Source organism: Stenotrophomonas rhizophila (genome assembly GCF_003751305.1).
GTDB classification, from domain to species: Bacteria; Pseudomonadota; Gammaproteobacteria; order Xanthomonadales; family Xanthomonadaceae; genus Stenotrophomonas; species Stenotrophomonas rhizophila_B.
The window spans coordinates 1,248,984-1,275,094 of the sequence record NZ_RJKV01000001.1; the positions used below are offsets into that span (position 1 = coordinate 1,248,984).

Here is a 26,111-nt window from a genome sequence, read left to right on the forward strand (position 1 = left end):
GTCCTGGTCGAATTGTGACCTGGTTTAGGAGCTTCCTTTGGCCGAAAATTACGGAAATGACTTTGGTGGCAATGGTCGCGCTGCCTGGATGCTGGCAATTGGATCCATGGTCGCACTCATTCTGGTGCTGGCGCCTATTGCATTCTATTTTTACAATTTCTCTACAGCGCAGATATCCAAGGATCCCGCGGACTGGTCCAGTTTTGGTTCCTACGTGGCGGGGACTGTTGGAACAGTGTTGGCGATCGCGAGTGTCACCGCCCTGATCGTCACATTGCGCAGCACTTCATCTCAACATTCAAGGATGTACGCGCTAACGCTGAGAGCCTTGGAGAAGAGCGAGCGGCAGCTGCAATTGATGGAGAGACAGCATGGGGTTGAAGTGTTCCAAGGCTTTCTCGACGAGCTGAGGACATCAATCGAGAAGCCAGTTCGTGTCCGAAATTCCGATGTATCGCATGATCAGTTTTTCGCTGATGCGTACAAGCGTCTCTCCGTTTCGGTTTGGGCTCGGATGTCAAACAACAACCAAGAGGCGCGACGCGGTTTTGACCTTATGCTTTCCGGTGGAATTCTGCGAGAAATGGGGGTTTCATTCCATGCGCAGAGGACAAAGCTGTGGATCGTCATCAATTTTCTGGACAAATGCGAGAGTTTGGAGTTGAGGTCGGAATGCTTGCGGTTGGCTCGCAGCAAGTTGAACGAAGATATGATGTTCTGGCTATGCGGAGATATCTATCTCGAGATGCGCGAAGTATTCCTCAGGCGCAATGATCTACTCTTCTTTCCGAAACGAGCCGCACGTGCCATTGAGCGCGGCACAGAGAGCGCGCTCGCTCAGGGCCCTCCACCCAATGGACAGCTTGAGGATTTCTAGCACACCCAGTTCCCCTGGAGGCAGCTGCGCGCCAACGCCATCGAACGCTCCGCAATGGGGTCCAGCGGTAACCTGTCCTTCGCCGGGCGCGCTTGAATGTCGCGACCGGGGTGCCCCAGACCACGCTGCGGGCTGTGCCAAGGGCCGGCCGGAGATTCAAAATGCGACGAGTATCCGCGTTGACTTCAATTCGAGGGAAAAGTGATGATTTCGGCTCAAAGACGTGATGCGATCAGGGCTGCGAGGTCGAAGGCAGGGCTGGAGCGGGAGAACGTGGAGAAGCGCGAAACGCATGCAGGAGAGCTGGTTCAAGCGATGAACGAGAACCTGGGAACTCGCCTCAATGTGCCAGATTTTGGCCGCTTCCGGCCTGGTCGCAGCGTACGTTGATCGAGAGAGCGCCGGTAAAGTCATTGACCGCATCAGTCAGGTGCTGGGGCCTGTCGACGGTGTGTTCTGCTTTCACGAGAAAGCGTTTCTCGGTGGCGCTGCAGTGAGCGGGATCGACGTCAAGCGGCTGCTTTCGTTGGCGGATCGGACGGAAGACTCCGTCGTGCTGTCGTTGGGCTCTCCTCGCGAGGTAATGCTTGTGGACTGCTATCGAGTTGGTTCTTCGCGTGAATTCAGTGTGCTTGTGCAAGGTAGTGAACTGGTGCAGAAGCTTGGGACGTGCGTCCTGTCCAGATAACGTCGCTGCAATCGGTGCGTCGCTCGCGTCGCACCGATCCCCGGTGCCGGCGATCGGGGATCGGCCGACCCTGGCCGGCGGGCCGTTTCAGCGGTGATGCGAGCCTCAACCCCGCGCCAACGCCATCAACCGCTCCGCAATCCGCTCCAGCGGCACCATCTCCTCCGCTGCGCCCAGCTTGAACGCCGCACCGGGCATGCCCCAGACCACACTGGTCGCTTCGTCCTGCACCAAGGTGGGCGCGCCCGCGTTCTTCAGATCCAGCAGGCCACGGGCGCCATCGTCGCCCATGCCGGTAAGTATCGCGCCGATGGCATTGGCGCCGGCGCTTTCGGCCACCGAGCGGAACAGCACGTCCACGGCGGGCTTGTGCCGGTTGACCGGCGGGCCATCGTCGATCCGGCAGCGCCAGCGCGCACCGTCACGGATGATCCGCAGGTGCTTGCCGCCCGGGGGGAGATACGCATGGCCGGGCAGCACGGCTTCGCCGTCGGTGGCTTCGCGCACGGACATCGCCGAGTGGCGGTCCAGGCGTTCGGCGAACGGCGTGCTGAAGGTGGCCGGCAGGTGCTGGGTCATCACCACGGCCGGCGCATCGGCGGGCATGCCTTCCAGCACTACGCGCAGGGCTTCGGTGCCGCCGGCCGAGGCGCCGATGGCGATCAGACGGTCGGTGGTGCGGAACTGGATGGAGCGCGGCGCGACGGGAGCCACCGCGCCGAGGGTGATGCGCGGCGGATTCGGGCGCGCCAGCGGACGCACACGCGAGCGTGCGGCCATCTTGACCTTGGCGATGATCTCGTCTGCGTAGCCCTGCAGGCCACGCGCGACATCCAGCTTGGGTTTGGAGACGAAGTCCACCGCGCCCAGCGCCAATGCCTGCAGCGTGGTGTCAGCGCCACGCTCGGTCAACGAGGAAATCATCACCACCGGCAGCGGATGCAGGCGCATCAGGTTCTCAAGGAAGGCCAAGCCGTCCATGCGCGGCATTTCCACGTCCAGCGTGATCACGTCCGGTGCCAGGCGCTTGATCTTCTCGCGCGCCAGCAACGGGTCGGCGGCGGTGCCGACCACTTCGATACCGGGATCGCTGTCGAGGATTTCGCTGAGCATCTGACGCACGACCGCCGAGTCGTCGACGATCAGGACTTTGCAGGGTGCACCATGGGTCATTCGAACAGCTCCACGCCACCGGTGACCGGGGCTTTGGACAGGCGGGCGCGCACGGCCGATTCGGTCGCGGCGACTTCGGCTTCATGCGCGTGCGGCAGGCGCTGCACGACGACGCGGCCGGTGTCGGCGAAGAACCACACCTTGCGCGGGTGGATGCCACACAGGTCTTCGGCAATGATCGGGATGTGCTCGGCCTGCAGGTATTGGCGCACGAACTCGGCGTTGCGGGTGCCGACCGGGTTGCTGGTGAAGCCTTTGAGCACGTTGGCGCCACCGAACACCTTGGCCTCAAGGCGCTTGCGGTGCGCGCCGCGCTTGAGCAGGTCGTTGATCAGCAGTTCCATGGCGTAGCTGCCGTAGCGCGCGGGCGCACCATCACCGACATTGCCCTCGGGCAGCAGGAAGTGGTTCATGCCCCCGATCTTCAGTACCGGGTCGCGCAGGCAGGCGGCCACGCAGGAGCCCAGCGTGGTGGTCAGCGCGGTGTTGTCGTCCACCGCCAGATACTGGGTCGGCAACAGCTTGGCAGCGGTGACCTGGAAGCGGCTGTCGTAGTAACGCATCACCTCATCGTTGCGGATCGGCAGGCTCATACCGGCGCTCCGGGCGCGCGCTTGTACAGGGTGCGCCCGCACGGCTGGATCAGATCGGCGGCGTGCAGGTAGTTCTCGGAGTGGCCGGTATAGAGCAGGCCGTCGTCGCCCATGTGCTGGATCAGGCGCGAGAGGATGCCGCGCTGGGTGGGCTTGTCGAAATAGATCATCACGTTGCGGCAGAACAGCGCATCGAACGGGCCGCCGACGTCGTAGCGGTTGGCCAGCAGGTTGAGCGGGCGATAGTCGATCAGATCGCGCAGCGCCGGGTGAACCCGGCAGTGGCCTTCGTTGGGGCCGGTGCCGCGCTGGAAGTAGCGCTTGCGGATCGCCGGATCCAGGCCGGACACCCGGTCGATCGCATAGACGCCGCGGCTGGCGGTGGCCAGCACCTGGGTGTCCACGTCGGTGGCCAGGATGCGCACCGGCGGCTTGAGCGTGCCGAAGGTCTCGCAGGCGGTGATGGCCATCGAGTAGGGCTCTTCGCCGGTGGAAGCCGCGCACGACCACAGCTGGAGGGTCCCGCCACCGTTGCCGCGCAGGCGCAGTTCGTCGGTGAGCTTCTCGAAGTGATGCGGCTCGCGGAAAAACGCGGTGAGGTTGGTGGTCAGCGCGTTGGTGAACGCCTGCCATTCCTCGCCGCCATGGGATTCGAGCTGATCCAGGTAGTCGCTGAAACTGCGCATGCCGAGCGCACGCAGACGGCGCGACAGGCGGCCATAGACCATGTCGCGCTTTGCGGGTGCCAGCGAGATGCCGACCCGCTGGTAGATCAGCTCGCAGACACGGCGGAAATCACGGTCGGCGAACTCGAATTCGCGGCCATTGGAGGATGCGGCGGTGGCAGGAGGCGTGGACACGGGCAGGCTCGCAGTAAAAGGGGGGTGCGGCGGTCGTGCGACCGCCGCGCAGACTCAGAACTCTTGCCAGTTGCCGTCATCGGCCGGCAGGGCGCGCGAGGGCTTGGCGGCTGCGACAGGGCGGGGGGCGGCGGGCGCCGGGCGCGGGGCGCTGCGCACTGGCGGCAACGCTGCACCGGCACGCGCGGTGACCGCGCTGACGGCCGCGGCGACCTGGTTGTCCAGGCGGAAGATGGCGACGGCATCGGCCAGCTGTGTGGCCTGCTCCTCCATCGAGCGGGCGGCTGCCGTGGCTTCTTCCACCAGGGCGGCGTTCTGCTGGGTGGTTTCATCCATCTGCACCACGGTCTGGTTGACCTGGTCGATGCCGGCGGACTGCTCCTGCGAGGCGGCGGAAATCTCGGCCATGATGTCGGTCACGCGCTGCACCGAGGCGACGATTTCGCCCATGGTGGCGCCGGCCTGGTTGACCAGCTGCGAGCCCTCGGCGACCTTGCCGACCGAATCATCGATCAGGCCCTTGATCTCCTTGGCCGCACCGGCCGAACGCTGGGCCAGGGTGCGCACTTCGGAAGCAACGACGGCGAAGCCACGGCCCTGCTCACCGGCGCGGGCAGCTTCCACCGCCGCGTTCAGTGCCAGGATGTTGGTCTGGAAGGCGATGCCGTCGATGACCGAAATGATCTCGGCGATCTTCTTGGACGAGGTCTGGATCGCGGCCATGGTGGTCACGACTTCACCGACCACGCTGCCGCCCTGTGACGCAACGGAGTGCGCACCGATGGCCAGCTGATTGGCCTGGCGGGCATGTTCGGCGTTCTGCCGCACGGTGGAGGTCAGTTCCTCCATCGAGGCGGCGGTTTCTTCCAGGTTGGCGGCCTGCTGCTCGGTGCGGCGTGACAGATCGCTGTTGCCGGTGGCGATTTCGCCCGCGGACAGGTTGATGCTGCCAGCAGCCGTCTGGATCTGGCCGACGATCTGGGTCAGCTGTGCGACGGTGGCGTTGGCGTCGTCGCGCATCGTGGCGAACACGCCCTGGAAGTCGCCGTCCATGCGTGCGGTGAGGTCGCCTTCGGCAATGGCGGACAGCAGCTGGGAGAGTTTGCCCAGGTTCTCGTCGCTTACCTGCATCATCGCGTTGAGGTTGGCGATCATCAGGCGGAAATCGTGATTGAAGCGGGCGGTGTCGCCGCGCTGGCTGAAGTCGCCAGCCGCGGCGGCCGATGCCAGGCGCTGGATCTCGCCGTTGATGTTGCCCAGGTTCTGCTTGACCGCATCGACGGTGGCGGTGATCTGCGCCTTCTCGCCGGGGTAGCGGGTGAGATCCGCACTCAGATCACCCTGGGCGTAGCGCTGCACGACGGACAGCACTTCGCTCATGGTCTGCACGTGCGCGCCGACCAGGGTGTTGGTCTCATGCACCATCAGGCCGTACTCGCCCGGGAAGGCGCCCTCATCCATGCGGTAGCTGGTGTTGCCGGCGTCGTGATGGGTCGCCATCTCGCGCTGGCCGCTGATCACCGCGTGCAGCTGTTCCTGCATGCGGGCCATGCTTTCCAGCAGGCGGCCAGGCTCGTCATGGGCCTGCTCGCCGATGCGACTGTCCAGCTTCCCGCGGGCGATGCTCTCGGCCACGTTGGTGGCCTGGCGCAGGGGCAGGGTGATGCGGTTGCCGATCAACCAGCTCAGCGCCAGCACGATCAGCACCACGCCGCCACCGGTGGCGGTCATGATGCCGGTGAACACCAGCGCCTGCTGCTGCACGTCCTCCATGTAGACGCCGCTGCTGACGACCCACTGCCAAGGCTGGTACATGCCGGCGTAGGCCGATTTCACGAACAGGCCCTTTTCGCCGGCCTTCTCCCACTTGTAAGTGACCACGCCGCCGCCGATCCGGGCCATGCCGACCAGGTCGTAGAACAGGCGGACGCCGTCCTCGGAGCGGAAGTCCTTCATGTCCTGGCCGATCAGATCCTTGCGGAACGGATGCATGATCACGCGGTACCGGGTGTCGTAGACGCTGTAGTAAAAGGCGTTGTTGTCCGCACGCATGCGGGCCAGTGCTTCCAGCGCGCTCTGCTTGGCCTCCTGCTCGCTGAGCTCGCCGCTCTGCGCCAGGCCGTGGTAATGATCCAGGATGCCGTAGGTCAGCTCGACCTGGGTCTTGAGGCTGGTCTTGCGCGTTTCGGTCAGGTCCACGTACTGCATGCGCGCAGCGACCACCGACAGCGCGATCACGCCCAGGGCGATGAGCAGCGTCAGCAGGTTCAGCTTGCGCCGGACGGAGAGGTTGGCGAAGTACTGGTTCCAGCGGCGGAATAGAGTCATGGGCAGGGCATCTGATCGGCAGGGAAGCACGTGGCGATGCCAGGGAAATCGCGGTGACGTTCACCCACCTGGCCGGCCGCGACGAAGTGTCTGGCAATGCTGTTATCGGCCGATTCCGGCGAGTATTTAGCCGCTCGCCATTCAGGTAGGCAGTTGGGCATGAAAAAGGCCCCGGTGCCGAAGCGCCGGGGCCTTTGTGTGACACGGCTGTGCGTCAGGAAATCAGAATTCCTGCCAGTCGCCGTCGGCCAGTTCGGTGGCGACCGGGCGCGAGGCCGGGCGACGGGCCGGGGCGGCGGCGACCGGTGCGCGGGCGGTGCGCGGTGCGGCGGCAGCCACGACCGGTGCAGGCGCCAGCGCATGCTCGTCCAGCTTGAAAATGGACACGGCATCGGTGAGGTGGCCGGCCTGCTCTTCCATCGCGCGGGCAGCGGCGGTGGCTTCTTCCACCAGCGCCGCATTCTGCTGGGTGGTTTCGTCCATCTGCACCACGGTCTGGTTGACCTGTTCGATACCGGCCGACTGCTCCTGCGAGGCGGCGGAGATCTCGGCCATGATGTCGGTCACGCGCTGCACCGAGGCGACGATCTCGCCCATGGTGGCGCCAGCTTTCTGCACCAGTGCCGAACCGTCGTTGACCTTGCTGACGGAATCGTCGATCAGGCCCTTGATCTCCTTGGCGGCACCGGCCGAACGCTGGGCCAGGGTGCGCACTTCGGAGGCGACGACCGCGAAACCGCGGCCCTGCTCGCCGGCGCGGGCGGCTTCGACCGCAGCGTTGAGCGCCAGGATGTTGGTCTGGAAGGCGATGCCGTCGATGACCGAGATGATCTCGGCGATCTTCTTGGACGAGATCTGGATCGCGCTCATGGTGGTCACGACCTGGCCGACCACGTCACCGCCCTGCGAGGCAACGCTGTGTGCGCCAATGGCGAGCTGGTTGGCCTGGCGGGCGTGCTCGGCGTTCTGGCGCACGGTGGAGGTGAGTTCCTCCATCGAGGCGGCGGTCTCTTCCAGGTTCGCTGCCTGCTGCTCGGTACGACGCGACAGGTCGCTGTTGCCAGTAGCGATTTCGCTGGCGGCCGAGCTGATGGCCTGGCTGGAGTCCTTGATGCGGGTGACGATGCTGCTGAGCTGCTCGGCGGTCGCGTTGGCATCGTCGCGCATCCGGGCGAACACGCCCTGGAAGTCGCCGTGCATGCGCACGCTCAGGTCGCCCTGGGACAGCGCGGTCAGCAGGTTGGACACCTGCTCGATGCTCGCCGAGTTGGCGTCCAGCAGGCCGTTGATCTGCTGGGCCAGCTGCAGGAAGAAGCCGTCCTTGCCCTCGCTGACGATACGGCCGGACAGATCGCCTGCCGCTGCCTGCGCGATGACGCGGGCGACTTCGGCTTCGACCAGGGCTTCCGGGGTGCGGTCACGCCACTCGGCGACGTGGCCGACGGTCTCGCCCTGTTCGTTGAAGATGGAGGTCACCGACTGCGCGAACTGCGCCTGGCCGAACTGCAGCTGGCGATGCGCGACACCATGCTGTTCCAGCTGGCTCATGAAACGATCGTCGGCGCGGTTGTTCTTTTCCAGGACGAGGACGGACTTGCCGACCAGCACGGTGGCCGGGTCGAAGTCCGGCAGGTCTTTGTGCAGCTCGTCGGCGTGCTGGCTGAGCGTCTGCTGCAGGGCACGGTTGGTATAGACGATCTTCATCTCGCCGTCGGTCAGGCACACGCCGGTGGAGCTGTAGTCCAGCGCGGTCCGGATGCGCAGGTTCTCGCGCGCCACGGCCTGGTCGGTCTCGGTGCGCTCGCGCAGGTCGCGCTGCATGCGCTGCATGGCCTGCAGCAGGTCGCCCACTTCGTCCTTGCGGCTCACATCGATGTGGCCGTCCAGCTTGCCGCTGGCGACATCGTTGGCGACCGAGACGGCACCGCGCATGCTGCCCACCAGCGAACGGGCGAACAGATACACCAGCACCAGGCCCAGGGCGGCGCCGCCGAGCAGGGTGATGACGGTCAGCATGGCCGAGGCGGCGTAGGTGGATTCGGCTTCTTCGCGCGAGGCGCGCGAGAGGCGGTTGTCTTCGGCGATCAGTGCTTCGAGCGCGGAGGACGCCTTGCGGTGCTTGGCGCGGGTTTCACCGACAAAGGTGTCCACGGCATCGTCGGGCAGGTCCAGCTCGAGCATTTCGGTGACGGCGTCGTAGGACGCCAGCGAATCGGCCCAATCCTTGGCGAAGGTGTCGAACAGCTTCTTCTGCTGGGGATTGTCGATCAGCTCGGGGTATTTTTTGATCGAGGCGTCGATCTGGGTGCGCAGGTCCGCAGCGCGGCTCTTGGCTTCAGCCTTGACGTCATCGCTGGCGCGGATGAGGCCCTGGTACGCGGAGTTGCGGTACTCACCGACCATGCCGCGCATTTCACCGGCCATGCGGATGCTGTCCATCCGGTGTCCGGCCAGCTCGGTGGTGACGTTGTTGAGTGAGTGGAGGCCACGGTAGGCCACGATGCCCTGCAGCAGCATCACCAGCAGGAGGACGCCGAAAGTCAGCATCAACTTGGGCATCAGTTTGAGGTTGTTGATCCACGGCATGGCAGGTGCGGTCTCCAGTGGCAAACGCGTCCGGCCGACGTGACCGGTTGCAGCGACCACGCCGGCCAGTGCCGGCGTGGCAGGGCGTACGGGGGATTACTTGATGTTGGCCAGCTTCAGGCTGGACGGCGAGCTGACTTCGATTTCAGCGCGCGAGGCATCGCGGGCGATCTTGCCGATCACGCAGACGGTCTTGCCTTCCAGCGATTCCAGCGGGAAGCTGAACTTGTCACGGTTGGCGCCGGCGATGCGGGCCGAGAAGGTGTGGCGCGGGAAGGCGCCGCCCATGTACAGGAAGGTCGGCTGGCCTTCGGAGCCTTCGGCGTAGCGGGCCTTTTCGACCTTGCCGCAGACCATGCCGTCCTTGCCGACCGAGCGCGGGGCCATTTCCGGCGGGATCATCTCGTTGGACTGGGCAAACGCGGAGGACGCGGAGGTGGCGATCACAGCGACCGAGAACAGGGCAAGCAGGGACTTCATCGGGAAATTCTCCGGGGATATGGGCAAGTGGCCCGGCCGTGGGCAATCCAGTGCAGCCGGGTCCTGAATCCAGCTATCGGCCGGCTATCGTGGAACTGAAGCACTTTTTCTCCGTGACCCGCGTTGCGTTTGCAAACGCGGGTAGAAGCGCTCTTTTTTGTGACAGACGTCTCAGGCTGCGACGTCGTCAACGACCAGATGGGTCTGGCCCATGTCGGCGCTGTCGAGCAGGGTTTCGATGTCGAGCAGGATGAGCATGCGGTCGTCCTGGGTACCGATGCCCGAGATGAAGCGGGTATCGACAGCAGCGCCGAACTCGGGGGTCGGGCGGATCTGGTCGGCGGCCAGCGGGATGACGTCGGAGACGCTGTCCACGACGATGCCGACGACGCGGTCTTCGACGTTGAGGACGATCATGACGGTGAAGGCGTCGTAGGTGGCATTTTCCAGGCGCAGTTTCAGGCGCAGGTCGATGACCGGGACGATGGTGCCGCGCAGGTTGATCACGCCCTTGATGTAGTCGGGGGCATCGGGGACGCGGGTGACGGAGTCGTAGCCGCGGATTTCCTGGACTTTGAGGATGTCCACGCCGTAGTGCTCGGCGCCGAGGGTGAAGCTGAGGTATTCGCCGCCGTCGCTGGCAGCGGTGGTGTTCTTGTCGTTCATCGAGGGGTCCTGGGTCGGGCGTGGCGGTCAAAAAACCGGCTTCACGCTGGATATCGGCCTCGTTGCGGGCGACTTTAGGGGAGGAGATCTGTCTCCAGACTACGTTGAGTGGCTCAACGGCTGGGGCAACAGCAGAAGCAACAGCAGAAGCAACAGCAACTGGAGCTCAGCGGCCGTCAAATCTCCCCGTTTTTCCGGGCACTACGCTGTCGGTCGATGCGGAAGATATAGCGCTGGATCGCGCTGTCACCGCCGCGCGGAAGGTCATCGAAACGCATGCCGATGCGCTTCATCTCGATGCCATTGGGCAGCTTGACGGCCAGCTGATTGCACACGACCAGCGAGATCTGCAGTGGGCTGCTGTCCGGCAAGTCCAGCTGGGCGGCATACCGCTTCTGCAGCGAGAAGACGTTGCAGTCGACCGGCACCGTGACCGCCAGACCCCCGCCGCTGATGTCCACCACGCGCAGGTGGAGGGTCTCGCTGCGGTCTTCATTGATCGGGAACTTCAGGTGCGGCGAATCGGTGATCGGCGTCTCGAGACGGTACAGCTCGCGGCGCTGCAGGTGGACCAGCTCGTCCGGGAACGGCACGCGGAAGGCCACGTGGCCGTCGTTCTGGGTACGCTCCAGTCCATCGAGCCGGAAACGGACCATCACCCGGTCCAGCTGGGCGAAGCAGAGCAGGTGGCCGGCGTCTTCCGCGGCGCGGTTGGCCGGTTCGGACGGGCTGCCGTCGAGCAGCAGCCAGTCGTCGTCCTCGTCCAGCTCCAGAACGGCCGTCGGGAAGGATTGGTCGCGCCCTCCCAGATGGGCGTTGATCAACGAACGCTGGTCGATCAGCGCCTGCAGCAACTGCCGGATCTGGCGAGGGTTGCGGACCAGGTAGCGGTCGTCCGTACCGTCGTCGTGCGCGGCATGGGAGGGGTCGTGTGCGTCGAGGCTGCCTTCGGACATGGAATCTGCTGAGTTGGGCGGGTGACGACATCCGCAGATGCCAGGGCTCAGTCCGTTTATCGGCAGCGGGTCACAATTATGTAGGGTCAGATGCCCAGGAGACCGACGCACCGGCGCGTGGCCGGCGCGCCCGGGGCCATCAGTTGGCGCTGGCAATCTGGCGGATACGTTGCAGCACCGAGGTCTGGCCGTCGTCCAGGTGGAAGCGCGCCACCCCGTCGGCCAGCAGCCCGGCCTGATGCTCCATGCCGTGCGTGGCCGTCATGGACTCTTCCACCAGTGCGGCGTTCTGGCGGGTGTTGACGTCCATCTGCGCGATGCTCTGGTTGACCTGTTCGATGCCCATCGACTGTTCCTGCGAGGCGGCGGAGATCTCGCCCATGATGTCGTTGACCTGGCGCACGGCAGTGACGATATCGCCCATGGTGGCCCCGGCACGATCGACCAGCTGGCTGCCATGGGCCACCTTGCCGACCGAGTCGTCGATCAGCGTCTTGATCTCCTTGGCGGCGTCGGCCGAGCGCTGGGCCAGGGTGCGCACTTCGGTGGCGACGACGGCGAAGCCGCGGCCCTGCTCACCGGCGCGGGCAGCTTCCACTGCGGCGTTGAGGGCCAGGATGTTGGTCTGGAACGCGATGCCATCGATCACCGAGATGATGTCGGCGATGCGGCGGGAGGAGGCCTGGATGCCGCTCATGGTGCGGATGACTTCGCCGACCACCTCACCGCCCTGCGAAGCGACCTCCGACGCACCACTGGCCAGTCGATTGGCCTGGCGGGCATGCTCGGCATTCTGGCGCACGGTGGCGGTGAGTTCTTCCATCGTGGCGGCAGTTTCTTCCAGGCTGGCGGCCTGCTGCTCGGTGCGGCTGGAAAGACGGCCGTTGCCTTCGGACATGCCGCTCGCCGCCGCGCTGAGGCTGCTGGACGCCGACTGGATGCTGGACACGATGCCGGTCAGCTGGTCGATCGTGGCGTTGGCATCGTCCTGGATGCGTGCGAACACCCCGTGGAAGTCGCCCTCCATGCGCGTGGTGAGATCGCCCCGCGACAGCGCGGAGAGAAGCTGTGAGATCTGTTCGATGCTGCTCGCGTTGGCATCCAGCAGGCCGTTGAGGTGCTCGGCCAGCTGCAGGAAGAAGCCCTCCTTGCCGGCGGTCTCGACGCGGCTGGCGAAGTCGCCGTTGGCGGCGGCGTGCACGATGCGGCCCAGTTCCTCTTCCACCTGCAGTTCGGTGGTGCGGTCGGCCCATTCCACCACGAAGCCCTGGCGCTGGCCGCCGCTGCCGATGATCGGGTTGACGATCAGGCGCATCACGCGGCCGCCGATACGGATCTGGGCGCGGTAGGTGCCCTCCAGCGTATCGAGCAGCTTGGCCTGGTGGGCGGGGTGGCGGTGGAAGATATCGATGTTGCGCCCGATCAGATCGCGGGCGTTGAACTGCGGCAGGTCGCGGCGCAGATCCTGCTCGACACCGCTGAGCATGTGTTGCAGTGGGCGATTGACGAACACGATGTTGCGGTCGCGGTCGGCGATCATGACGTGGGTGGTGACGTCATCCAGCGCGGTGCGGATACGCAGGGTGTCGGCAAGGCTGGCCTGTTCGCGTTGGCGGCGATCCAGCAGTTGCTGGCTGGTCTGGACCAGGGTGTGCGCGAGCGAATCAGCGGGGAAGTCGTCGGGATGTACCCCGGCCGGCAGCGGCTGGTCATTGACCACCCCGCGTGCCATGGCGGCCAGCGCGCGCGGGTCGTGGCCGATCAGCAGCAGCTGGCGCCGCATCTGCACTGCCATGGCGCTGAGCAGGGCGGTTTCCACGATGACGTAGGTGGCGTGCAGCACGACCACGCCGAAGCCGCTGCCGGCAGCGAACACGGGCGTCGGCGTGCCCCGTGACTGCAGGTAGAAAAACAGCAGGTGATGCACGGCGATGGCGGCAGCCGCGACCACGATCGGCAGCCAATCGCGGTAATACAGCAGCAGGGCGATCAATACGATCACCGTGAAGTGCGTTTCCAGCATGCCGTGGGTCTGGTGGATCAAGGTGGCGGCCAGCACCATCCACGCCAGCGCGACGGTGCAGCGCGACAGGCGCGTACCCGGCAGCCAGCGGGTCTGCAGGGCGACCAGCACCAGGCTGGGCAGGGTGATGGCCAGGAAGGGCGTCCATAAGCCGCTGCGGAAGGCCAGCACCACGGAGGCGAGCGACAGCAGTGCGGTCACCATCAGGAACAGACGATCGGCCTCGGCCGCCATGACCTGCAGGTACGGGACCTTCTCGTGACCTACCATCGACGAGAGGGTAGTTGTGTGGGCGGACATGCGGGTCACTCCTGTGGGCATGAGCAGGGGGAGGGAATAATGAGAGGGGCCTGCGGATGGGCAAGCAACTGCTGGATAAGGGGCGCGGCCGAGGGCGAGCGACCGCCGCAGCCGAGATCGAGCTGCGCGGGCCCGGCATAGACAAGGCGACGGGAGGCATCCAGCACCACCCAGGCATAGGGCAGTGCGGCAGCGAGGTCACGACGGTCGATGACGTGCAGCGCCGGCTGGGCGACGGCCGCTGCTGCGCACGGACAGTGCCCGGCGGCCAGCAGGAGAATCGGCGTGCCGACAGCAGGGACCGGTCCACCGAGGCTGTCCAGGATCTGCTCGGCGGTCATCGCCTGTGGTGGCGTGGGCAGCGAGCGCAACAGCGCCGGCAGCACCCAGCCCAGCCAGAGTGAGAGCAGGAGCAGGCCCGCCACGGCGCGTGGGGTCGTGATCTGCGGGGGGTGAAATACCGGTGTCATCGCGGTGTTCATGCTGCTGGCATCCCTGCGCAACTCGATAGAGCCGATAGCGGCGCGAACCGCCGCGAACTTGATGGTTGGCCGCCATCATTGTGCTGAATTCGGTAAGGAAGATGACCGTATCGGTGGCCTGCCGGCGGCCAGAACGACGACACCCCGCCGGAGCGGGGTGTCGTCGTGTCATTGGTGGCGACCGCGGGGCAGGATCAGAATTCCTGCCACTCGCTGTCGTTGACCATCGCCGGTTCGCGGGTCATGGGCCGACGCGCGGCAGCGCTGCTCGGCTTGGCCGGAGCGGCGGCACGCGGTGCCGGTGCGGCGGAGGCGCGCGCAACGGCTGCACGCGCAGCTGGCACCGGTGTCACGCCCGCGCGGCTGTCGAGCTTGAACAGCGCGACGGCATCGGTGAGGTCGCCGGCCTGCTCTTCCATCGCGCGGGCAGCGGCGGTGGCTTCTTCCACCAGCGCGGCGTTCTGCTGGGTGGTTTCGTCCATCTGCACCACGGTCTGGTTGACCTGCTCGATACCGGCAGACTGTTCCTGCGAGGCGGCGGAGATCTCGGCCATGATGTCGGTCACGCGCTGCACCGAGGCGACGATCTCGCCCATGGTGGCACCGGCCTGGTTGACCAGCTGCGAGCCTTCGGCCACCTTGCCGACGGACTCATCGATCAGACCCTTGATCTCCTTGGCGGCACCGGCCGAACGCTGGGCCAGGGTGCGCACTTCGGAGGCGACGACCGCGAAACCACGGCCCTGCTCACCGGCGCGGGCGGCTTCGACCGCAGCGTTGAGCGCCAGGATGTTGGTCTGGAAGGCGATGCCGTCGATCACGGTGATGATGTCGGCGATACGACGCGAGGACGCGTCGATCTCGTGCATGGTGCTGACCACGCGACCGACCACATCACCGCCCTGCGAGGCGACCGAATGCGCACCGATGGCCAGCTGGTTGGCCTGGCGTGCGTGCTCGGCGTTCTGGCGCACGGTGGAGGTGAGTTCCTCCATCGAGGCAGCGGTCTCTTCCAGGTTGGCGGCCTGCTGCTCGGTACGGCGCGACAGGTCGTTGTTGCCCGAGGCGATCTCGCCGGCGGCGGTGCTGATGCTCGACGAGGCCTGCTGGATGCGACCGACGATCTGGGTCAGCTGGGCAACGGTGGAGTTGGCATCGTCACGCATGCTGGCGAAGACGCCGTGGAACTCGCCGTGCATGCGCGCGGTCAGGTCACCATTGGCGATCGACTGCAGCAGATGCGAAAGCTGGGACAGGTTGCCGTCGGCCACTTCCATCATCGTGTTGAGGTTTTCGATCATGACCCGGAAGTCATGCTCGAAGCGCATCGCGTCGCCACGCTGGGTGAAGTCGCCCGACGCAGCGGCCTGGGCCAGGGATTGGATCTGCGTGTTGATCGCCAGCAGGCTGGCCTTGGCGGCATCCATCGATTCATGCAGGATCGCGCGGCTGCCCGGCAGACGACGGGCGTTCTGCGAGAGATCACCGCTGGCGTACTGGTTGAGCACGGCGATGGCATCGGTGATCGCGTCCAGATGCTCGAAGATCATCGTGTTGATGCCCACGGCCAGTTCCCCGTACACCCCCGGGAAGTCCTGCGGAATGCGGTGGCTCATGTCCGGGCCGGCATGCATCTCGGCCATGCGCTGGGTTTCCACTGAGAAGCGGCGCAGCATCACGGTCATATCGCGGGTGGCGGCCAGCATCTTGCCGGCTTCGTCCTTGCTGGTGGACTGGATGTTGACCGACAGATCGCCACGCGACACCGACTGGATCGCGTGCACGGCCTGGGCCAGCGGGCGGGTGATGGCGCGGGCGATGACCACGCCCATGGCAGCGGCCAGCAATGCCAGCAGCACCATACAGGCGATGATCGCGTAGACGCTGTTCTGGTGGATGGTGTTGGCACGCTCCACGCGGCGTGCAATCACGCCGTTGCTGTACTCGCCCAGTTCCTTCATGGCAGCGAACAGTGCACGGCGAGCGGGACGCGACTGCTCATCGGAGATCTGCTGCGCACCAGCGTTGTCGCCGGCCGCGATGGCCTGCTTGATCGCTGCGTTCGCCTTGAAGTAGTCCGCATTGCGTGCGGCGACGACTTCGTAAAGCTCACGTTCCTTCGGCTCGGCCGGCAGGGCGGCGTAGGCAGCCATCTCGTCGTGGACCACTTTGCCCGTGGTTTCCATGCGCTTGTCGTAGTCGGCGACCGACTCCGGCTTGTCGAGCACGGTCAGCTGTGCCATTTCGTAGGTGCGGAATTCACCGAGCTGGGCGCGGATTTCGCCCAGGTGCTGCACCGACGGAATGTCGTTGGTGCTCATCGCACGCAGCTGTTCATTGGCCTCACCCAGGCGCACCAGGGCAAAGGTGCCCAGCGCCAGGGTCATCAGCGTGGTGAGGGCGAACCCCACGGTGAGCTTTCGGGCGATGGGTAGATCGTGGAACCACTTCATGATGGGAACTCCGGGCAGGGCGTAGGCGCGCAGCCGTGGGGAACTGGGCGAGATGGCGTGGTGGGGAAAGGTGAGGCGACCGCTGCGCGACATCTATCGGTGTCGCTATTGCCGATAACGGCGTTGCAGCGCGACAACTTAATAGCGCCCGTCACATTGAGTTCACATTTTTTCTGTGAGCTCGATCAAAAACGGGCGTTTCGCGGCGGTGCGTGCTGTCTGAGGCGGTCGCAGGCGGTCGCAGGGACGCCGGGTGCCGACGAAGTTCACAGTTGCGCCGGGATGCGTCCGGGATCGCGTAGGCGCGCAAAAACGCCGCCACTCCGGGGGAGCGGCGGCGTCAGGAGGCAGCGTATGGCAGGGGCGGTCAGGCCGCCTGTGGCACCTTCAGCGAGCGCACCAGACCGCCGATGTCAACGATCAACGCCACGCGGCCATCGCCGAGGATGGTGGCGCCGGAGACGCCGCTGATGCGGCGGTAGTTGTTCTCGATGTTCTTGACCACGACCTGCTGCTGGCCGACCAGCTCGTCCACTTCCAGCGCGATCTTCTGGCCATCGCCTTCGACGACCACCACCAGGGGTTCTACCTGGGAATGACCGCCGTAGCCGTAGTAATCGCTGAGCGAGAGGATCGGCAGATACTCGCCACGGACCCGCAGCACGCGACCTTCGCCGGCCATGGTGCGGATGTCGTCGCCCTTCGGCTGCAGGGCTTCCAGCACATAGGCCAGGGGCAGGATCAGGGTTTCACCGGCGACCGAGACGGTCATCCCGTCGAGGATGGCCAGGGTCAGCGGCAGGCGGATCAGCACGCGGGTGCCGTTGCCGGCCTGGCTTTCCAGCTGGACTTCACCACCCAGGGCCTGGATGTTGCGGCGGACCACGTCCATGCCCACGCCACGCCCCGACAGATCCGTGACGGCATCGGCGGTGGAGAAGCCCGGCTGGAAGATCAGGTCCCACACCTGCGAATCAGTGGGGTTGTCCGGCACGCTCAGGCCACGCTCAAGCGCCTTGGACAGGATCTTGTCGCGGTTCAGACCGCGGCCGTCGTCGCTGACTTCGATGACGATGTGACCGCCCTGGTGCGAGGCCGCCAGCGTGATCGTGCCGGTTTCGTCCTTGCCCGCCTCACGACGCACGTCCGGCATTTCCAGGCCGTGATCGATCGAGTTGCGGACCAGGTGCACCAGTGGATCGGCGATCTTTTCGATCAGGCCCTTGTCCAGCTCGGTGCCTTCGCCGATGGTGCGCAGACGCACGTGCTTGCCCAGGCGCGAGGACAGATCGCGGACCAGGCGCGGGAAGCGGCGGAACACCGCGTCCACTGGCAGCATGCGCACGCCAATGACTGCTTCCTGCAGATCGCGCGTGTTGCGCTCCAGCAGGTCCAGGCCGGTCAGCAACTGCTCGGCCTGCGCCGGATCCAGTGCATGCGAGACCTGCTTGAGCATGGCCTGGGTGATGACCAGTTCGCCGACCAGGTTGATCAGTGCATCGACCTTGTCCACGCTGACGCGGATCGAGGTTTCCGCTTCGTGGGCCGCGGCAGGCGCAGCGGCTGCGGCGGCCTGTGCTGCGGGTGCAGCAGGCTTGGCCTCGACCGGTGCGCTGGTGGCCAGGCTCGGCGGTGCGGCCGGACGGATGTCCAGTTCGCAATCGTCCACGACCCAGGCAAAGGTATCTTCGATCTTGCTGCGCGGGACCTTGCCGACCAGGCCCAGATCCCACGCGAGGTGGGCCTCGAGCGGGTCGAGCTGATCGAAGCCGGGCAGGCGCTCCATGCGGGCGGCGACCTGCAGCGAGCCCAGGTGTTCGAGCTCGCGGATGATGCGCAGCGGGTCGTTGCCGCTCATGAACAGCGACGGCGCCGGCACGAAACCGATCTGCCACGCTTCGGGCGTGTCATCGACCTTGGCCGCGGCCACCGGTGCGGCCGTGGCGGCCTGGCCGGTCAGTACCGCTTCCAGACGCGCCTTGATGTCGGCGACGGACTGCGGGTCGGCCGGTTGGCCGTGTTCGGCTTCACGCAGCAACGCGCGCAGGACATCCACGGAAGCCAGCATCGCGTCGACCGCGGCCGGCTCCAGCGCGCGCTTGCCGGCGCGCAGTTCGTCCAGCAGCGTTTCCAGCACATGCGTCAGCGAGGCGATCGCGTCGAAGCCGAAGGTGCCGGCACCGCCCTTGATCGAGTGCGCAGCGCGGAACACCGAGTTGATGATTTCCGGGTCCTGCTGGCCCGATTCAAGCGCCAGCAGGCCAGCTTCCATCGCGTCCAGCCCCTCGCGGCTCTCTTCGAAGAAAGTGGCGTGGAAACGTTGCAGATCCATGCTCATGGTGCGGGGTGTCCAGTTGCGAGGGGAGGGAAGGGTGGAGCGAGGCTCAGCCCAGGACTTTCTGGACGGTGGCGACCAGCTGTTCCGGGTTGAACGGCTTGACCAGCCAACCCGTTGCGCCGGCGGCCTTGCCTTCGGACTTCTTGTCGGCCGCCGATTCGGTGGTCAGCATCAGCATCGGGGTGAACTTGTAGTCCGGCAGCTGGCGCAGTTCGCGGATCAGCGAAATGCCATCCATGTTGGGCATGTTGACGTCGGTCACCACCGCGTTGAAGCGCTGGCCCTTCGCACGGCCCAGCGCGACGGCGCCGTCCTCGGCTTCTTCGACGGAAAAACCGGCCGAGGTGAGGGCGAAAGAGACCATCTGGCGCATCGACGCCGAATCGTCCACCACCAAGATACGTGCGCTCATGCAGCGTTCTCCACAGATTTCAGGTTGTCATGGGGTGCTTCCAGGCCGAGGGCCTGGGTGACGCCGAGCAGACGCGCGGCATCACGGAAGGTTGCGGTGCAACCGTGGAATCCGGTGGGATGCCCGGCCTTGCGGCGGGCCTCGACGAATGCGCACAGCACCTGCACCGAGGCGGTATGGATACGGCCGACCTGGCTGGCATCCAGCGTCAGATCGCCTTCCTGGTCCACCAGGGGGGCCAAACGTGTTTTGAGCTCGGTGCTGGTCTCGATACCGAGATCATCACCCAGTGCGACAGTGCTCATCTTTGCTCCGGACAAACGGTTCCGAGGTCTATAACGGCCTAAACCAACAAAGCTTTAGGGGAGGCGCCGGTTCCCGGTCAGTTCAACAGCTGCGTCGCATCCAGCAGGATCATCGGCTGGGCGCTGACCCGCGCGACGCCGCGGAACAGGTCGTTGGAAATCTGGCAGATGCGGGCGGTATCGGGCGGCTCGATCTGGGAGTCGGTGAGGTTGGCGACGTCTTCCACGGCCGAGACACGCAGACCCATGGTTTCACCGTTCTCTTCCAGCACGACGATGCGCGTGTTCGGATCGTTGTCGGCCGGCCCACTGCCCAGGTGGATGCCCAGGTCCATCACCGGCACGACCTGGCCGCGCAGATTCATGATGCCCAGCATTGCTGGCGACGTGCCGCGCAACGGCAGCAGCGGCACCGGGAGCACCACTTCCTGGACCTTGAGCAGCTCCAGCGCATACGCCTGGACACCGCAGCGCAGGCGCAGCCAGCGCGAGGTGCGCTCGCTGGCACGCCGGTTCTCGCGTGGGCTGGAGGCGGGATCGCGGGCCTGGCGCTGCAGTTCTTCCCAGCTGCCGGGCCGGCTCTGGGCCAACGTAGGTGTCTTGGCGCGGATGCTGGGGGCCAGTGGCATGGCGGGCATGGCGCGGGCGGCCGGAGCCGGTGGGGCGGCAGGGGCGGGCTCGGGCTCGGGTGCGGGAGCCGGCGGTGGTGCGGGCGCGGAGGGCACCACGTCCGCGTCGACGGTCATCAGGCCGCTCAATGACGGGTCGTTGCGGACTTCGTCCAGCAGGTCCTCGAAGCCAGGGGCGGGCACTGCAGCAGGTGCGATCACCGGCCCGGTTTCGTACACGACCTCCGCTGGCAGGTCGTCCCAACTGGGGCGCTGTTCATCTTCTGCCAGCGTCATCGCGCCGCTCAGTGAGGGGTCATTGCGGACCTCGTCGAGCAGGTCGTCGAGCACGGCAGCGGGCATCGTGTCGGTGACAACGGCATCGGCGTCGACGCCCGGCGTCGTGCCTGCATCGAGGGTCGCCACCGGGGCCGGTGCATCCGCCGGTGCCGGAACGGCGTCGCCGAGCAGTTGCTCCAGGTAATCATCCAGTACGCCGGCAGTGTTCATGCCGCGCGCTCCATCTGCTGCGCGTCGTCGGCCAGGATCCATTCCAGCGCGCGCCGATAGGCGGCCAGGCCGCGCCCCGGATAATCCTCGGACTGCGGCGGCACGGTCAGGCTGGCGGCATTGCAGATGCGGGTGTCGACCGGAATCGCATCTTCCCAGACACGCTGGCCGTGCTTGTCCTGCATCAGCTTGACGGTTTCGTTACCGGCGCGGGTGCGGCGGTCGAACAGGGTCGGCAGGATCGACATCGGCAGCGGACGGCGGCGCGAGCGCTCGACCATCTCGCCGGTTCGGACCATGCCGTCCAGGCCATGCAGCGCCAGCGGTTCGGCCTGGGTCGGGATGATCAGGCGGTCGGCCGCGGCCAGTGCGTTGATCATCAGCAGGCCCAGGGTGGGGGCGCAGTCGAGCAGGATGTAGTCGTGCTGGCCCTGGTGGCGGGCGAGTGCGTTCTGCAGCGCCAGGCCGAGGCCTGGCTGGTTCGCACTGCGGCGCTCCAGCGTGGCCAGTGCCGCCTGCGCGCACACGTAGTCCAAGCCGGGAATGCTGCTGTGATGGGCCAGGGTGATCAGCTCGGCCGGCGGGGCGCCGAACAGCTCCAGGACACCCTGCGGCGGTGGATCCAGCGGCACGCCGAAGGCCCGGGTGAGCGACGAATGCGGATCCAGATCGATCAGCAGCACGCGGTGGCCCTGCGTGGCCAGACCACGGCCGAGCGCGAGCGTCGTGGTGGTCTTGCCCACGCCGCCTTTCTGATTGGCAACAGCCCAGATACGCATGCGGTTCACTCCTTCATTGCAGACGGAACGGCGGCGCCAACACGGCTGCCGGCCGGCACCGGTGGCAACTGCACCGGTGCGATGGGGGTAACAGGGGCGGTACGGGTGGCGCTGGGTGCTGCGGCGGTGTCGACCGCCTCGGCATCGGCACTGAGCCGGTCGGTGATCGGATCGACGCTCGCGGCGGTGTCGGCGAGGATGATCACCATCACCCGCCGATTGCGGTTGCGGCCTTCGGCGCTGGCATTGCTTTCGCGCGGGCGGAACTGGCCGTACCCGACCATCGCCAGCCGCGCCGGCTGCAGGCCCTGGTCGGCGAACAGATGCACCACGCTGGCCGCACGCGCGGCGGACAGTTCCCAGTTGGAGGGGAACAGCGAGGTGGCGATCGGAATGTTGTCGGTGTGGCCTTCCACGCGCACGCCGTTGGGCGCATCGCGCAGCACCTGGGCGAGCGTGGAGAGGGTGTCGCGTGCGTGCACGTCCAGCGTCGCCGAGGCGGTCGGGAACAGGATGTCGCTGTTGATCTCCACCTCGATCCACAGCTCGGTACGGCGCACGGTGATCATGCCGCGCTCGATCAGCGGGGCCAGGGTGGCGGTGAGCTTGTCGGCGATGCCGTTGAGCTGGCGCTCGGCGCGCTGCAGCTGTTCCTGGTTGCGCATGGAGACGGGCATGCGCATCTGCGAGGCCATCGCCGGCAGCAGGGTGGGGTCGTTGCTCGGCGCCGGCGCGGACGGGCCGACCTTGGTGCCGGCCTTGATCACCGAGGGGCTGTCCCAGCCGCCGCCCTGGACCTGCTGGTTGCCGACCTGCACCGGGTTGATGGTGCGCGGCGCGCCACCGAAGGCGGTGGTCAACGCATCGGCCATGATCCGGTACTTGCCCTCGTTGAGCGAGGAGATGGCGTACATCACCACGAAGAAGGCGAGCAGCAGCGTCATGAGGTCGGCGTAGGGGATCGCCCAGGCCTCATGGTTGGCATGTTCTTCGTGGTGCTTGCGGCGGGCCATGTCAGTGCAGGAACCCGGACAGGTTGGTTTCGATGTTGCGCGGGTTTTCACCCTGGGCGATGGAGATCAGCCCTTCGATGATCATCTCGCGGTCGCGGCTGTTGTGGTGGATCACACTCTTGAGCTTGGCCGAGACCGGCAGGAACAGCAGGTTGGCCGAGGCGATGCCGTAGATGGTGGCGGTGAACGCCGCCGCGATGCCGTGGCCGAGCTTGCTCGGGTCGGCGAGGTTCTTCATCACCGCGATCAGGCCGAGCACGGCGCCGATGATGCCCAGCGTCGGCGCATAGATGCCCATGCCCTCGAACACCTTGGAGGCGGCCAGGTCCTGGCTCTCCTGGCTGCTCAGCTCGATTTCCATCATGTGCCGGATGGTCTCCGGCTCCACGCCATCCACGAGCAGCTGCAGGCCCTTGCGCAGGAACGGATCGTCCTGGGCGTCGACCTGGGCCTCCAGGCCCAGCAGGCCCTGGCGGCGGGCGATGTTGCTCCACTCCACGATCTGCTGGATCAGGTGGCGGCGGTCGCTGCTCGGCGGCAGGATCACCCACTTCACGATCTTGAAGGCGTGTTTGAACACCGCCGGCGAGGTGTGCAGCAGGATCGAGGCGATGGTGCCGACGATGACGATCACGAAGGCGGCCGGCGACCACAGCGACGCCAGACCGGCTCCCTTGAGGATGCTGCCGCCGACCAGTGAGGCCAGCGCGAGGAAAAGTCCAATGAGGCTGAGTCTGTCCATGGGTCCGTTATCGGCTTGTGTGAATGGGACTTGAGACGCCGAAGGAATCCAGTGATGCGGCGGTCACACGTTCACGCGGTCAATCGTGGTGGGTGCGCAGCCCGTCCACGTCCAGGATCAGCGCCATGCGGCCATCACCGATGAGGGTTGCACCGGCATAGCCACGCAGTCCGCGCAGGGCCTTGGGCAGTGGCTTGATCACCACTTCCTCGCGGCCGCGGACCTGGTCGACCACCAGGCCGAAGCGGGCTTCACCGGCCTGCAGCACCACGATGGTCAGCAGCGAGGACGGCATCGGCTCCACATCCAGCCAGTGACGCAGATCCACCAGGGCCAGCGTGTGCGATTTGCGGTCCAGCACGGCGCGGCCGTCGAACCAGCCCAAGGAGGTGTTGGGGGCATGCAGCACCTCCATCACGCGCGCCAGGGGCAGGGCGTAGACGTCCTCGCCGGCCTGCACCAGCAGGGTCGGCAGGATCGCCAGGGTGAGCGGCACGCGGATCATGAAGCGGCTGCCACGGCCCAGTTCGGACTGGATCTGGATCTGGCCGCTGAGCTCGCGGATGCGCGACTGGACCACGTCCATGCCCACGCCGCGGCCGGAGATGTCGGTCACCTGCTGCTTGGTCGAGAAACCCGGCAGGAACACCAGGTGCAGGCATTCCTCGCTGCTCAGGCGGGCCGCGGCTTCCGGATCGATCAGGCCCTTCTCGCGCGCCTTCTGGCGCAGACGTTCCGGGTCGATACCCGCGCCGTCGTCCTGCACTTCGATGCTGACGTAGTCGCCTTCCTGCTGCGCGGACAGGCGCACGTGGCCGCTGCGCGGCTTGCCCTGTGCTTCACGCAGCTCCGGCATCTCCACGCCGTGATCGATGGCGTTGCGGACCAGGTGGACCAGCGGATCGGCCAGCGCTTCGACCAGGTTGCGGTCCAGCTCGGTTTCCGCGCCGATCAGTTCCAGCTCCACTTCCTTCTTCAGCGAGCGCGCAACATCGCGGGCCACCTTGGGGAAGCGGGAGAACACCTTGCCGACTGGTTGCATGCGGGTGCGCATGACCGCCGACTGCAGGCGTGCGGTGGCGATGTCCAGCGTGGAGACGGCCCGGTCCAGTTCTTCATCGTGCAGGCGCGCACGCAGCGTCTTGAGCCGGTTGCGCGAGAGCACCAGCTCGCCGATCAGATTGACGATCGCATCCAGGCGCTTGGTGTCCACGCGCACGGTGTGCTCGGCCTCGGCGACCGGCTTGTTGGGCGCGGGCTTGCTGGCCGCCGATGCGGCCGGTGCGGCCACGGCACGCGGCGCCGGGGCCGGGGCCGATGCGACGGCCACGGCCTTGGCACCGGGTGCCGCGCCGCCGTGCAGCTGGTCGAGCAGCGATTCGAACTCGTCTTCGCTGATCATGCCGTCGTCTTTCTTGACGGCGACCACGGTCGGTGCGGCACCGCCATGCAACTGGTCGAGCAGCGCTTCGAATTCATCGTCGGTGATCAGCTCACCACTGCTGGCGCCGGCCGCGGCGCTGGTGGCAGCCGCCGGGGTCGCCGGCCCGTTCACGTCGAACTGTGCGATCAGCTCGGGCGGGGCATAGCCCGGCTCGGTGCCGGCCGAGACCGAATCCAGCATCGATTGCAGGTAGTCCAGCGACTGCTGGGCGGCATCGAAGTGATGGGCCTGCAGCGTGGCCTGGCCCGAGCGGGCCATGCCGAGGGTTTCCTCGGCGGCGTGGCACAGCTCGACCATCGCCTGGATGCCGAGGAAGCCCGCGCCGCCCTTGAGCGTGTGGAACCCGCGGAACACGGCGTTGAGCTGGTCACCGTCCTGGGGCGCCTGCTCCAGCGACACCAGCTGTTCGCCGAGGCGATCCAGGATCTCCTGGGCCTCGAGGATGAAGTCGGCAGCGATATCCTCTGGAACAGCACTCATGATCGTTAAAGTCCCAAATCGGAGAGCAGGTCGTCAGCGTCGACCTGTGAAACCTGGTGGCGGTCCAGACCGGTCACGGCCGGGCCGGCCAGGCCGTTGTCGCGCTTGTGCGCGGTGTCGTCCTGCGGCGGCAGGCCCAGGGCACTGAAGCCCTCATGCACGCGACGCACGATGCCCACCACGCGGCGGATGATCTGCCCGGTGAGATCCTGATAGCTCTGGGTGAGCGCGATCTCGGTCAGGTTGTGGCGGATGCGGTCCAGCTGCTGGTCCTGGTCGGCCGTCAAGCCATTGGCGCGCAGCTGCTCGGTGAGCGTGCGGCATTCTTCGGCCAGGTCCAGGGTGCGGTGGGTGGCCTGTTCGGTCATCGCCACCACGTGATCCAGACGCGCGCAGGCGTCGTCCAGTTCGCCGGCCTCGCTGGGCAGGCTGGGCAGCTCGCCCAGTGCCTGGCCCAGTTCGCGGGCGAGCCGGTTCAACCCGACCATCATCGGCTGGGTGCGCAGCGCAGCGAGTGCGTCGATTTCCCGACGCCATTCGGCTTCGTTGCCCGATTCCAGCGCGGCCAGCGCATCCTGCAGGCGCTGCACCAGCGCTGATTTGTCGCTCAGGGTTTCCATCAGGCGCTCGCCGCCAGACGCTCGAAGATCTTGCCGAGCTTTTCTTCCAGGGTCTGGGCGGTGAACGGCTTGATGATGTAGCCGTTGACGCCGTTCTGGGCGGCTTCGATGATCTGCTCGCGCTTGGCTTCGGCGGTCACCATCAACACCGGCAGCGTCTTGAGCTTGGCGTCGGCGCGGATGGCCTTGAGCAGGTCGATGCCCGTCATCACCGGCATGTTCCAGTCGGTGACCACGAAATCGAACGGCTGGCTCTGCAACAGCATCAGCGCGGCATGCCCGTCCTCGGCTTCGGCCGTGTTGGTGAAGCCCAGATCGCCCAGCAGGTTCTTGACGATACGACGCATGGTCGAAAAATCGTCGACGATCAGGATACGCATGTTCTTGTCCAAAGC

Annotated in this window: 23 protein-coding genes; 2 read left to right on the forward strand and 21 right to left on the reverse strand. The window is 66.1% G+C overall.

The window, feature by feature from the left end:
* Positions 1-37: 37 nt before the first annotated feature.
* Together EDF74_RS05750 and EDF74_RS05755 are read left to right on the forward strand one after the other, a co-directional pair.
* Positions 38-877 carry a hypothetical protein gene (locus EDF74_RS05750; protein WP_148045912.1) on the forward strand — a complete coding sequence of 280 codons (840 nt, stop codon included), beginning with the start codon at positions 38-40 and terminating at the stop codon, positions 875-877.
* A 343-nt stretch (positions 878-1,220) separates the two neighbouring features.
* Entirely contained in the window at positions 1,221-1,565 is a 345-nt protein-coding gene (locus tag EDF74_RS05755; protein ID WP_123729171.1) for a hypothetical protein, read from the forward strand.
* A gap of 105 nt (positions 1,566-1,670) precedes the next feature.
* Here the strand turns inward: EDF74_RS05755 and EDF74_RS05760 are convergent, their stop codons facing one another.
* The 21 genes from EDF74_RS05760 to cheY all read right to left on the reverse strand — a co-directional run bounded on the left by EDF74_RS05760 (position 1,671) and on the right by cheY (position 26,108).
* On the reverse strand, positions 1,671-2,738 hold the full coding sequence (locus EDF74_RS05760) for a protein-glutamate methylesterase/protein-glutamine glutaminase (protein WP_123729172.1): 1,068 nt from the start codon (positions 2,736-2,738) through the stop codon (positions 1,671-1,673).
* On the reverse strand, positions 2,735-3,331 hold the full coding sequence (gene cheD, locus EDF74_RS05765) for a chemoreceptor glutamine deamidase CheD (protein ID WP_123729173.1): 597 nt from the start codon (positions 3,329-3,331) through the stop codon (positions 2,735-2,737). Before cheD ends, EDF74_RS05760 begins: the two co-directional genes overlap by 4 nt.
* Complete coding sequence (locus tag EDF74_RS05770) at positions 3,328-4,191, reverse strand: CheR family methyltransferase (RefSeq protein WP_123729174.1); 864 nt, start codon at positions 4,189-4,191, stop codon at positions 3,328-3,330. The genes cheD and EDF74_RS05770 overlap by 4 nt, the downstream gene beginning before the upstream one ends.
* Positions 4,192-4,245: 54 nt before the next feature.
* Positions 4,246-6,519 carry a methyl-accepting chemotaxis protein gene (locus EDF74_RS05775; protein ID WP_123729175.1) on the reverse strand — a complete coding sequence of 758 codons (2,274 nt, stop codon included), beginning with the start codon at positions 6,517-6,519 and terminating at the stop codon, positions 4,246-4,248.
* Positions 6,520-6,741: 222 nt separating this feature from the next.
* Entirely contained in the window at positions 6,742-9,105 is a 2,364-nt protein-coding gene (locus EDF74_RS05780; protein WP_123729176.1) for a methyl-accepting chemotaxis protein, read from the reverse strand.
* A gap of 96 nt (positions 9,106-9,201) precedes the next feature.
* Positions 9,202-9,585 carry a hypothetical protein gene (locus tag EDF74_RS05785; RefSeq protein ID WP_123729177.1) on the reverse strand — a complete coding sequence of 128 codons (384 nt, stop codon included), beginning with the start codon at positions 9,583-9,585 and terminating at the stop codon, positions 9,202-9,204.
* 171 nt (positions 9,586-9,756) lie between these two features.
* Positions 9,757-10,251 (reverse strand): chemotaxis protein CheW, encoded by a 495-nt coding sequence (locus tag EDF74_RS05790; protein ID WP_123729178.1) that lies wholly within the window; start codon positions 10,249-10,251, stop codon positions 9,757-9,759.
* A 176-nt stretch (positions 10,252-10,427) separates the two neighbouring features.
* Positions 10,428-11,207, reverse strand: coding sequence for a flagellar brake protein (locus EDF74_RS05795; RefSeq protein WP_123729179.1), 780 nt, complete (start codon positions 11,205-11,207; stop codon positions 10,428-10,430).
* A 139-nt stretch (positions 11,208-11,346) separates the two neighbouring features.
* Positions 11,347-13,530, reverse strand: coding sequence for a methyl-accepting chemotaxis protein (locus EDF74_RS05800; RefSeq protein WP_123729180.1), 2,184 nt, complete (start codon positions 13,528-13,530; stop codon positions 11,347-11,349).
* 5 nt (positions 13,531-13,535) lie between these two features.
* A complete protein-coding gene (locus tag EDF74_RS05805; protein WP_260232187.1) occupies positions 13,536-14,012 on the reverse strand; it encodes a hypothetical protein in 477 nt (158 codons plus the stop codon).
* 194 nt (positions 14,013-14,206) lie between these two features.
* Entirely contained in the window at positions 14,207-16,465 is a 2,259-nt protein-coding gene (locus EDF74_RS05810) for a methyl-accepting chemotaxis protein (RefSeq protein WP_123729181.1), read from the reverse strand.
* 367 nt (positions 16,466-16,832) lie between these two features.
* Positions 16,833-18,803, reverse strand: coding sequence for a chemotaxis protein CheA (locus EDF74_RS05815; protein ID WP_123729182.1), 1,971 nt, complete (start codon positions 18,801-18,803; stop codon positions 16,833-16,835).
* A gap of 46 nt (positions 18,804-18,849) precedes the next feature.
* On the reverse strand, positions 18,850-19,215 hold the full coding sequence (locus tag EDF74_RS05820; RefSeq protein WP_038688521.1) for a response regulator: 366 nt from the start codon (positions 19,213-19,215) through the stop codon (positions 18,850-18,852).
* On the reverse strand, positions 19,212-19,520 hold the full coding sequence (locus EDF74_RS05825) for an STAS domain-containing protein (RefSeq protein WP_123729183.1): 309 nt from the start codon (positions 19,518-19,520) through the stop codon (positions 19,212-19,214). The genes EDF74_RS05820 and EDF74_RS05825 overlap by 4 nt, the downstream gene beginning before the upstream one ends.
* A gap of 77 nt (positions 19,521-19,597) precedes the next feature.
* Positions 19,598-20,638: a chemotaxis protein CheW gene (locus EDF74_RS05830; RefSeq protein ID WP_123729184.1), complete on the reverse strand. Its 1,041-nt coding sequence runs from the start codon at positions 20,636-20,638 to the stop codon at positions 19,598-19,600.
* Positions 20,635-21,417, reverse strand: a complete 783-nt coding sequence (locus EDF74_RS05835) for a ParA family protein (protein WP_123729724.1) — start codon at positions 21,415-21,417, stop codon at positions 20,635-20,637. Before EDF74_RS05835 ends, EDF74_RS05830 begins: the two co-directional genes overlap by 4 nt.
* 5 nt (positions 21,418-21,422) lie before the next feature.
* The gene (gene motD / locus EDF74_RS05840) at positions 21,423-22,430 is read right to left on the reverse strand and encodes a flagellar motor protein MotD (protein ID WP_123729185.1); all 1,008 of its coding nucleotides are present in this window, start codon (positions 22,428-22,430) and stop codon (positions 21,423-21,425) included.
* Position 22,431: 1 nt separating this feature from the next.
* On the reverse strand, positions 22,432-23,172 hold the full coding sequence (locus EDF74_RS05845) for a flagellar motor protein (RefSeq protein ID WP_121036725.1): 741 nt from the start codon (positions 23,170-23,172) through the stop codon (positions 22,432-22,434).
* A 79-nt stretch (positions 23,173-23,251) separates the two neighbouring features.
* Entirely contained in the window at positions 23,252-25,096 is a 1,845-nt protein-coding gene (locus EDF74_RS05850; protein WP_123729186.1) for a chemotaxis protein CheA, read from the reverse strand.
* A gap of 5 nt (positions 25,097-25,101) precedes the next feature.
* Positions 25,102-25,716 carry a protein phosphatase CheZ gene (locus EDF74_RS05855; RefSeq protein ID WP_123729187.1) on the reverse strand — a complete coding sequence of 205 codons (615 nt, stop codon included), beginning with the start codon at positions 25,714-25,716 and terminating at the stop codon, positions 25,102-25,104.
* Positions 25,716-26,108: a chemotaxis response regulator CheY gene (gene cheY, locus EDF74_RS05860; protein ID WP_184997074.1), complete on the reverse strand. Its 393-nt coding sequence runs from the start codon at positions 26,106-26,108 to the stop codon at positions 25,716-25,718. The genes EDF74_RS05855 and cheY overlap by 1 nt, the downstream gene beginning before the upstream one ends.
* Between the last annotated feature and the right edge of the window lie 3 nt (positions 26,109-26,111).

Coding starts and splice junctions, on each gene's coding strand:
- EDF74_RS05755 (WP_123729171.1), top strand. CDS start 1,221: ATGTGCCAGATTTTGGCCGCTTCCGGCCTGGTCGCAGCGTACGTTGAT.
- EDF74_RS05760 (WP_123729172.1), bottom strand. CDS start 2,738: ATGACCCATGGTGCACCCTGCAAAGTCCTGATCGTCGACGACTCGGCG.
- cheD (WP_123729173.1), bottom strand. CDS start 3,331: ATGAGCCTGCCGATCCGCAACGATGAGGTGATGCGTTACTACGACAGC.
- EDF74_RS05775 (WP_123729175.1), bottom strand. CDS start 6,519: ATGACTCTATTCCGCCGCTGGAACCAGTACTTCGCCAACCTCTCCGTC.
- EDF74_RS05780 (WP_123729176.1), bottom strand. CDS start 9,105: ATGCCGTGGATCAACAACCTCAAACTGATGCCCAAGTTGATGCTGACT.
- EDF74_RS05785 (WP_123729177.1), bottom strand. CDS start 9,585: ATGAAGTCCCTGCTTGCCCTGTTCTCGGTCGCTGTGATCGCCACCTCC.
- EDF74_RS05790 (WP_123729178.1), bottom strand. CDS start 10,251: ATGAACGACAAGAACACCACCGCTGCCAGCGACGGCGGCGAATACCTC.
- EDF74_RS05795 (WP_123729179.1), bottom strand. CDS start 11,207: ATGTCCGAAGGCAGCCTCGACGCACACGACCCCTCCCATGCCGCGCAC.
- EDF74_RS05800 (WP_123729180.1), bottom strand. CDS start 13,530: ATGTCCGCCCACACAACTACCCTCTCGTCGATGGTAGGTCACGAGAAG.
- EDF74_RS05805 (WP_260232187.1), bottom strand. CDS start 14,012: ATGAACACCGCGATGACACCGGTATTTCACCCCCCGCAGATCACGACC.
- EDF74_RS05810 (WP_123729181.1), bottom strand. CDS start 16,465: ATGAAGTGGTTCCACGATCTACCCATCGCCCGAAAGCTCACCGTGGGG.
- EDF74_RS05815 (WP_123729182.1), bottom strand. CDS start 18,803: ATGAGCATGGATCTGCAACGTTTCCACGCCACTTTCTTCGAAGAGAGC.
- EDF74_RS05820 (WP_038688521.1), bottom strand. CDS start 19,215: ATGAGCGCACGTATCTTGGTGGTGGACGATTCGGCGTCGATGCGCCAG.
- EDF74_RS05825 (WP_123729183.1), bottom strand. CDS start 19,520: ATGAGCACTGTCGCACTGGGTGATGATCTCGGTATCGAGACCAGCACC.
- EDF74_RS05830 (WP_123729184.1), bottom strand. CDS start 20,638: ATGAACACTGCCGGCGTACTGGATGATTACCTGGAGCAACTGCTCGGC.
- EDF74_RS05835 (WP_123729724.1), bottom strand. CDS start 21,417: ATGCGTATCTGGGCTGTTGCCAATCAGAAAGGCGGCGTGGGCAAGACC.
- motD (WP_123729185.1), bottom strand. CDS start 22,430: ATGGCCCGCCGCAAGCACCACGAAGAACATGCCAACCATGAGGCCTGG.
- EDF74_RS05845 (WP_121036725.1), bottom strand. CDS start 23,172: ATGGACAGACTCAGCCTCATTGGACTTTTCCTCGCGCTGGCCTCACTG.
- EDF74_RS05850 (WP_123729186.1), bottom strand. CDS start 25,096: ATGAGTGCTGTTCCAGAGGATATCGCTGCCGACTTCATCCTCGAGGCC.
- EDF74_RS05855 (WP_123729187.1), bottom strand. CDS start 25,716: ATGGAAACCCTGAGCGACAAATCAGCGCTGGTGCAGCGCCTGCAGGAT.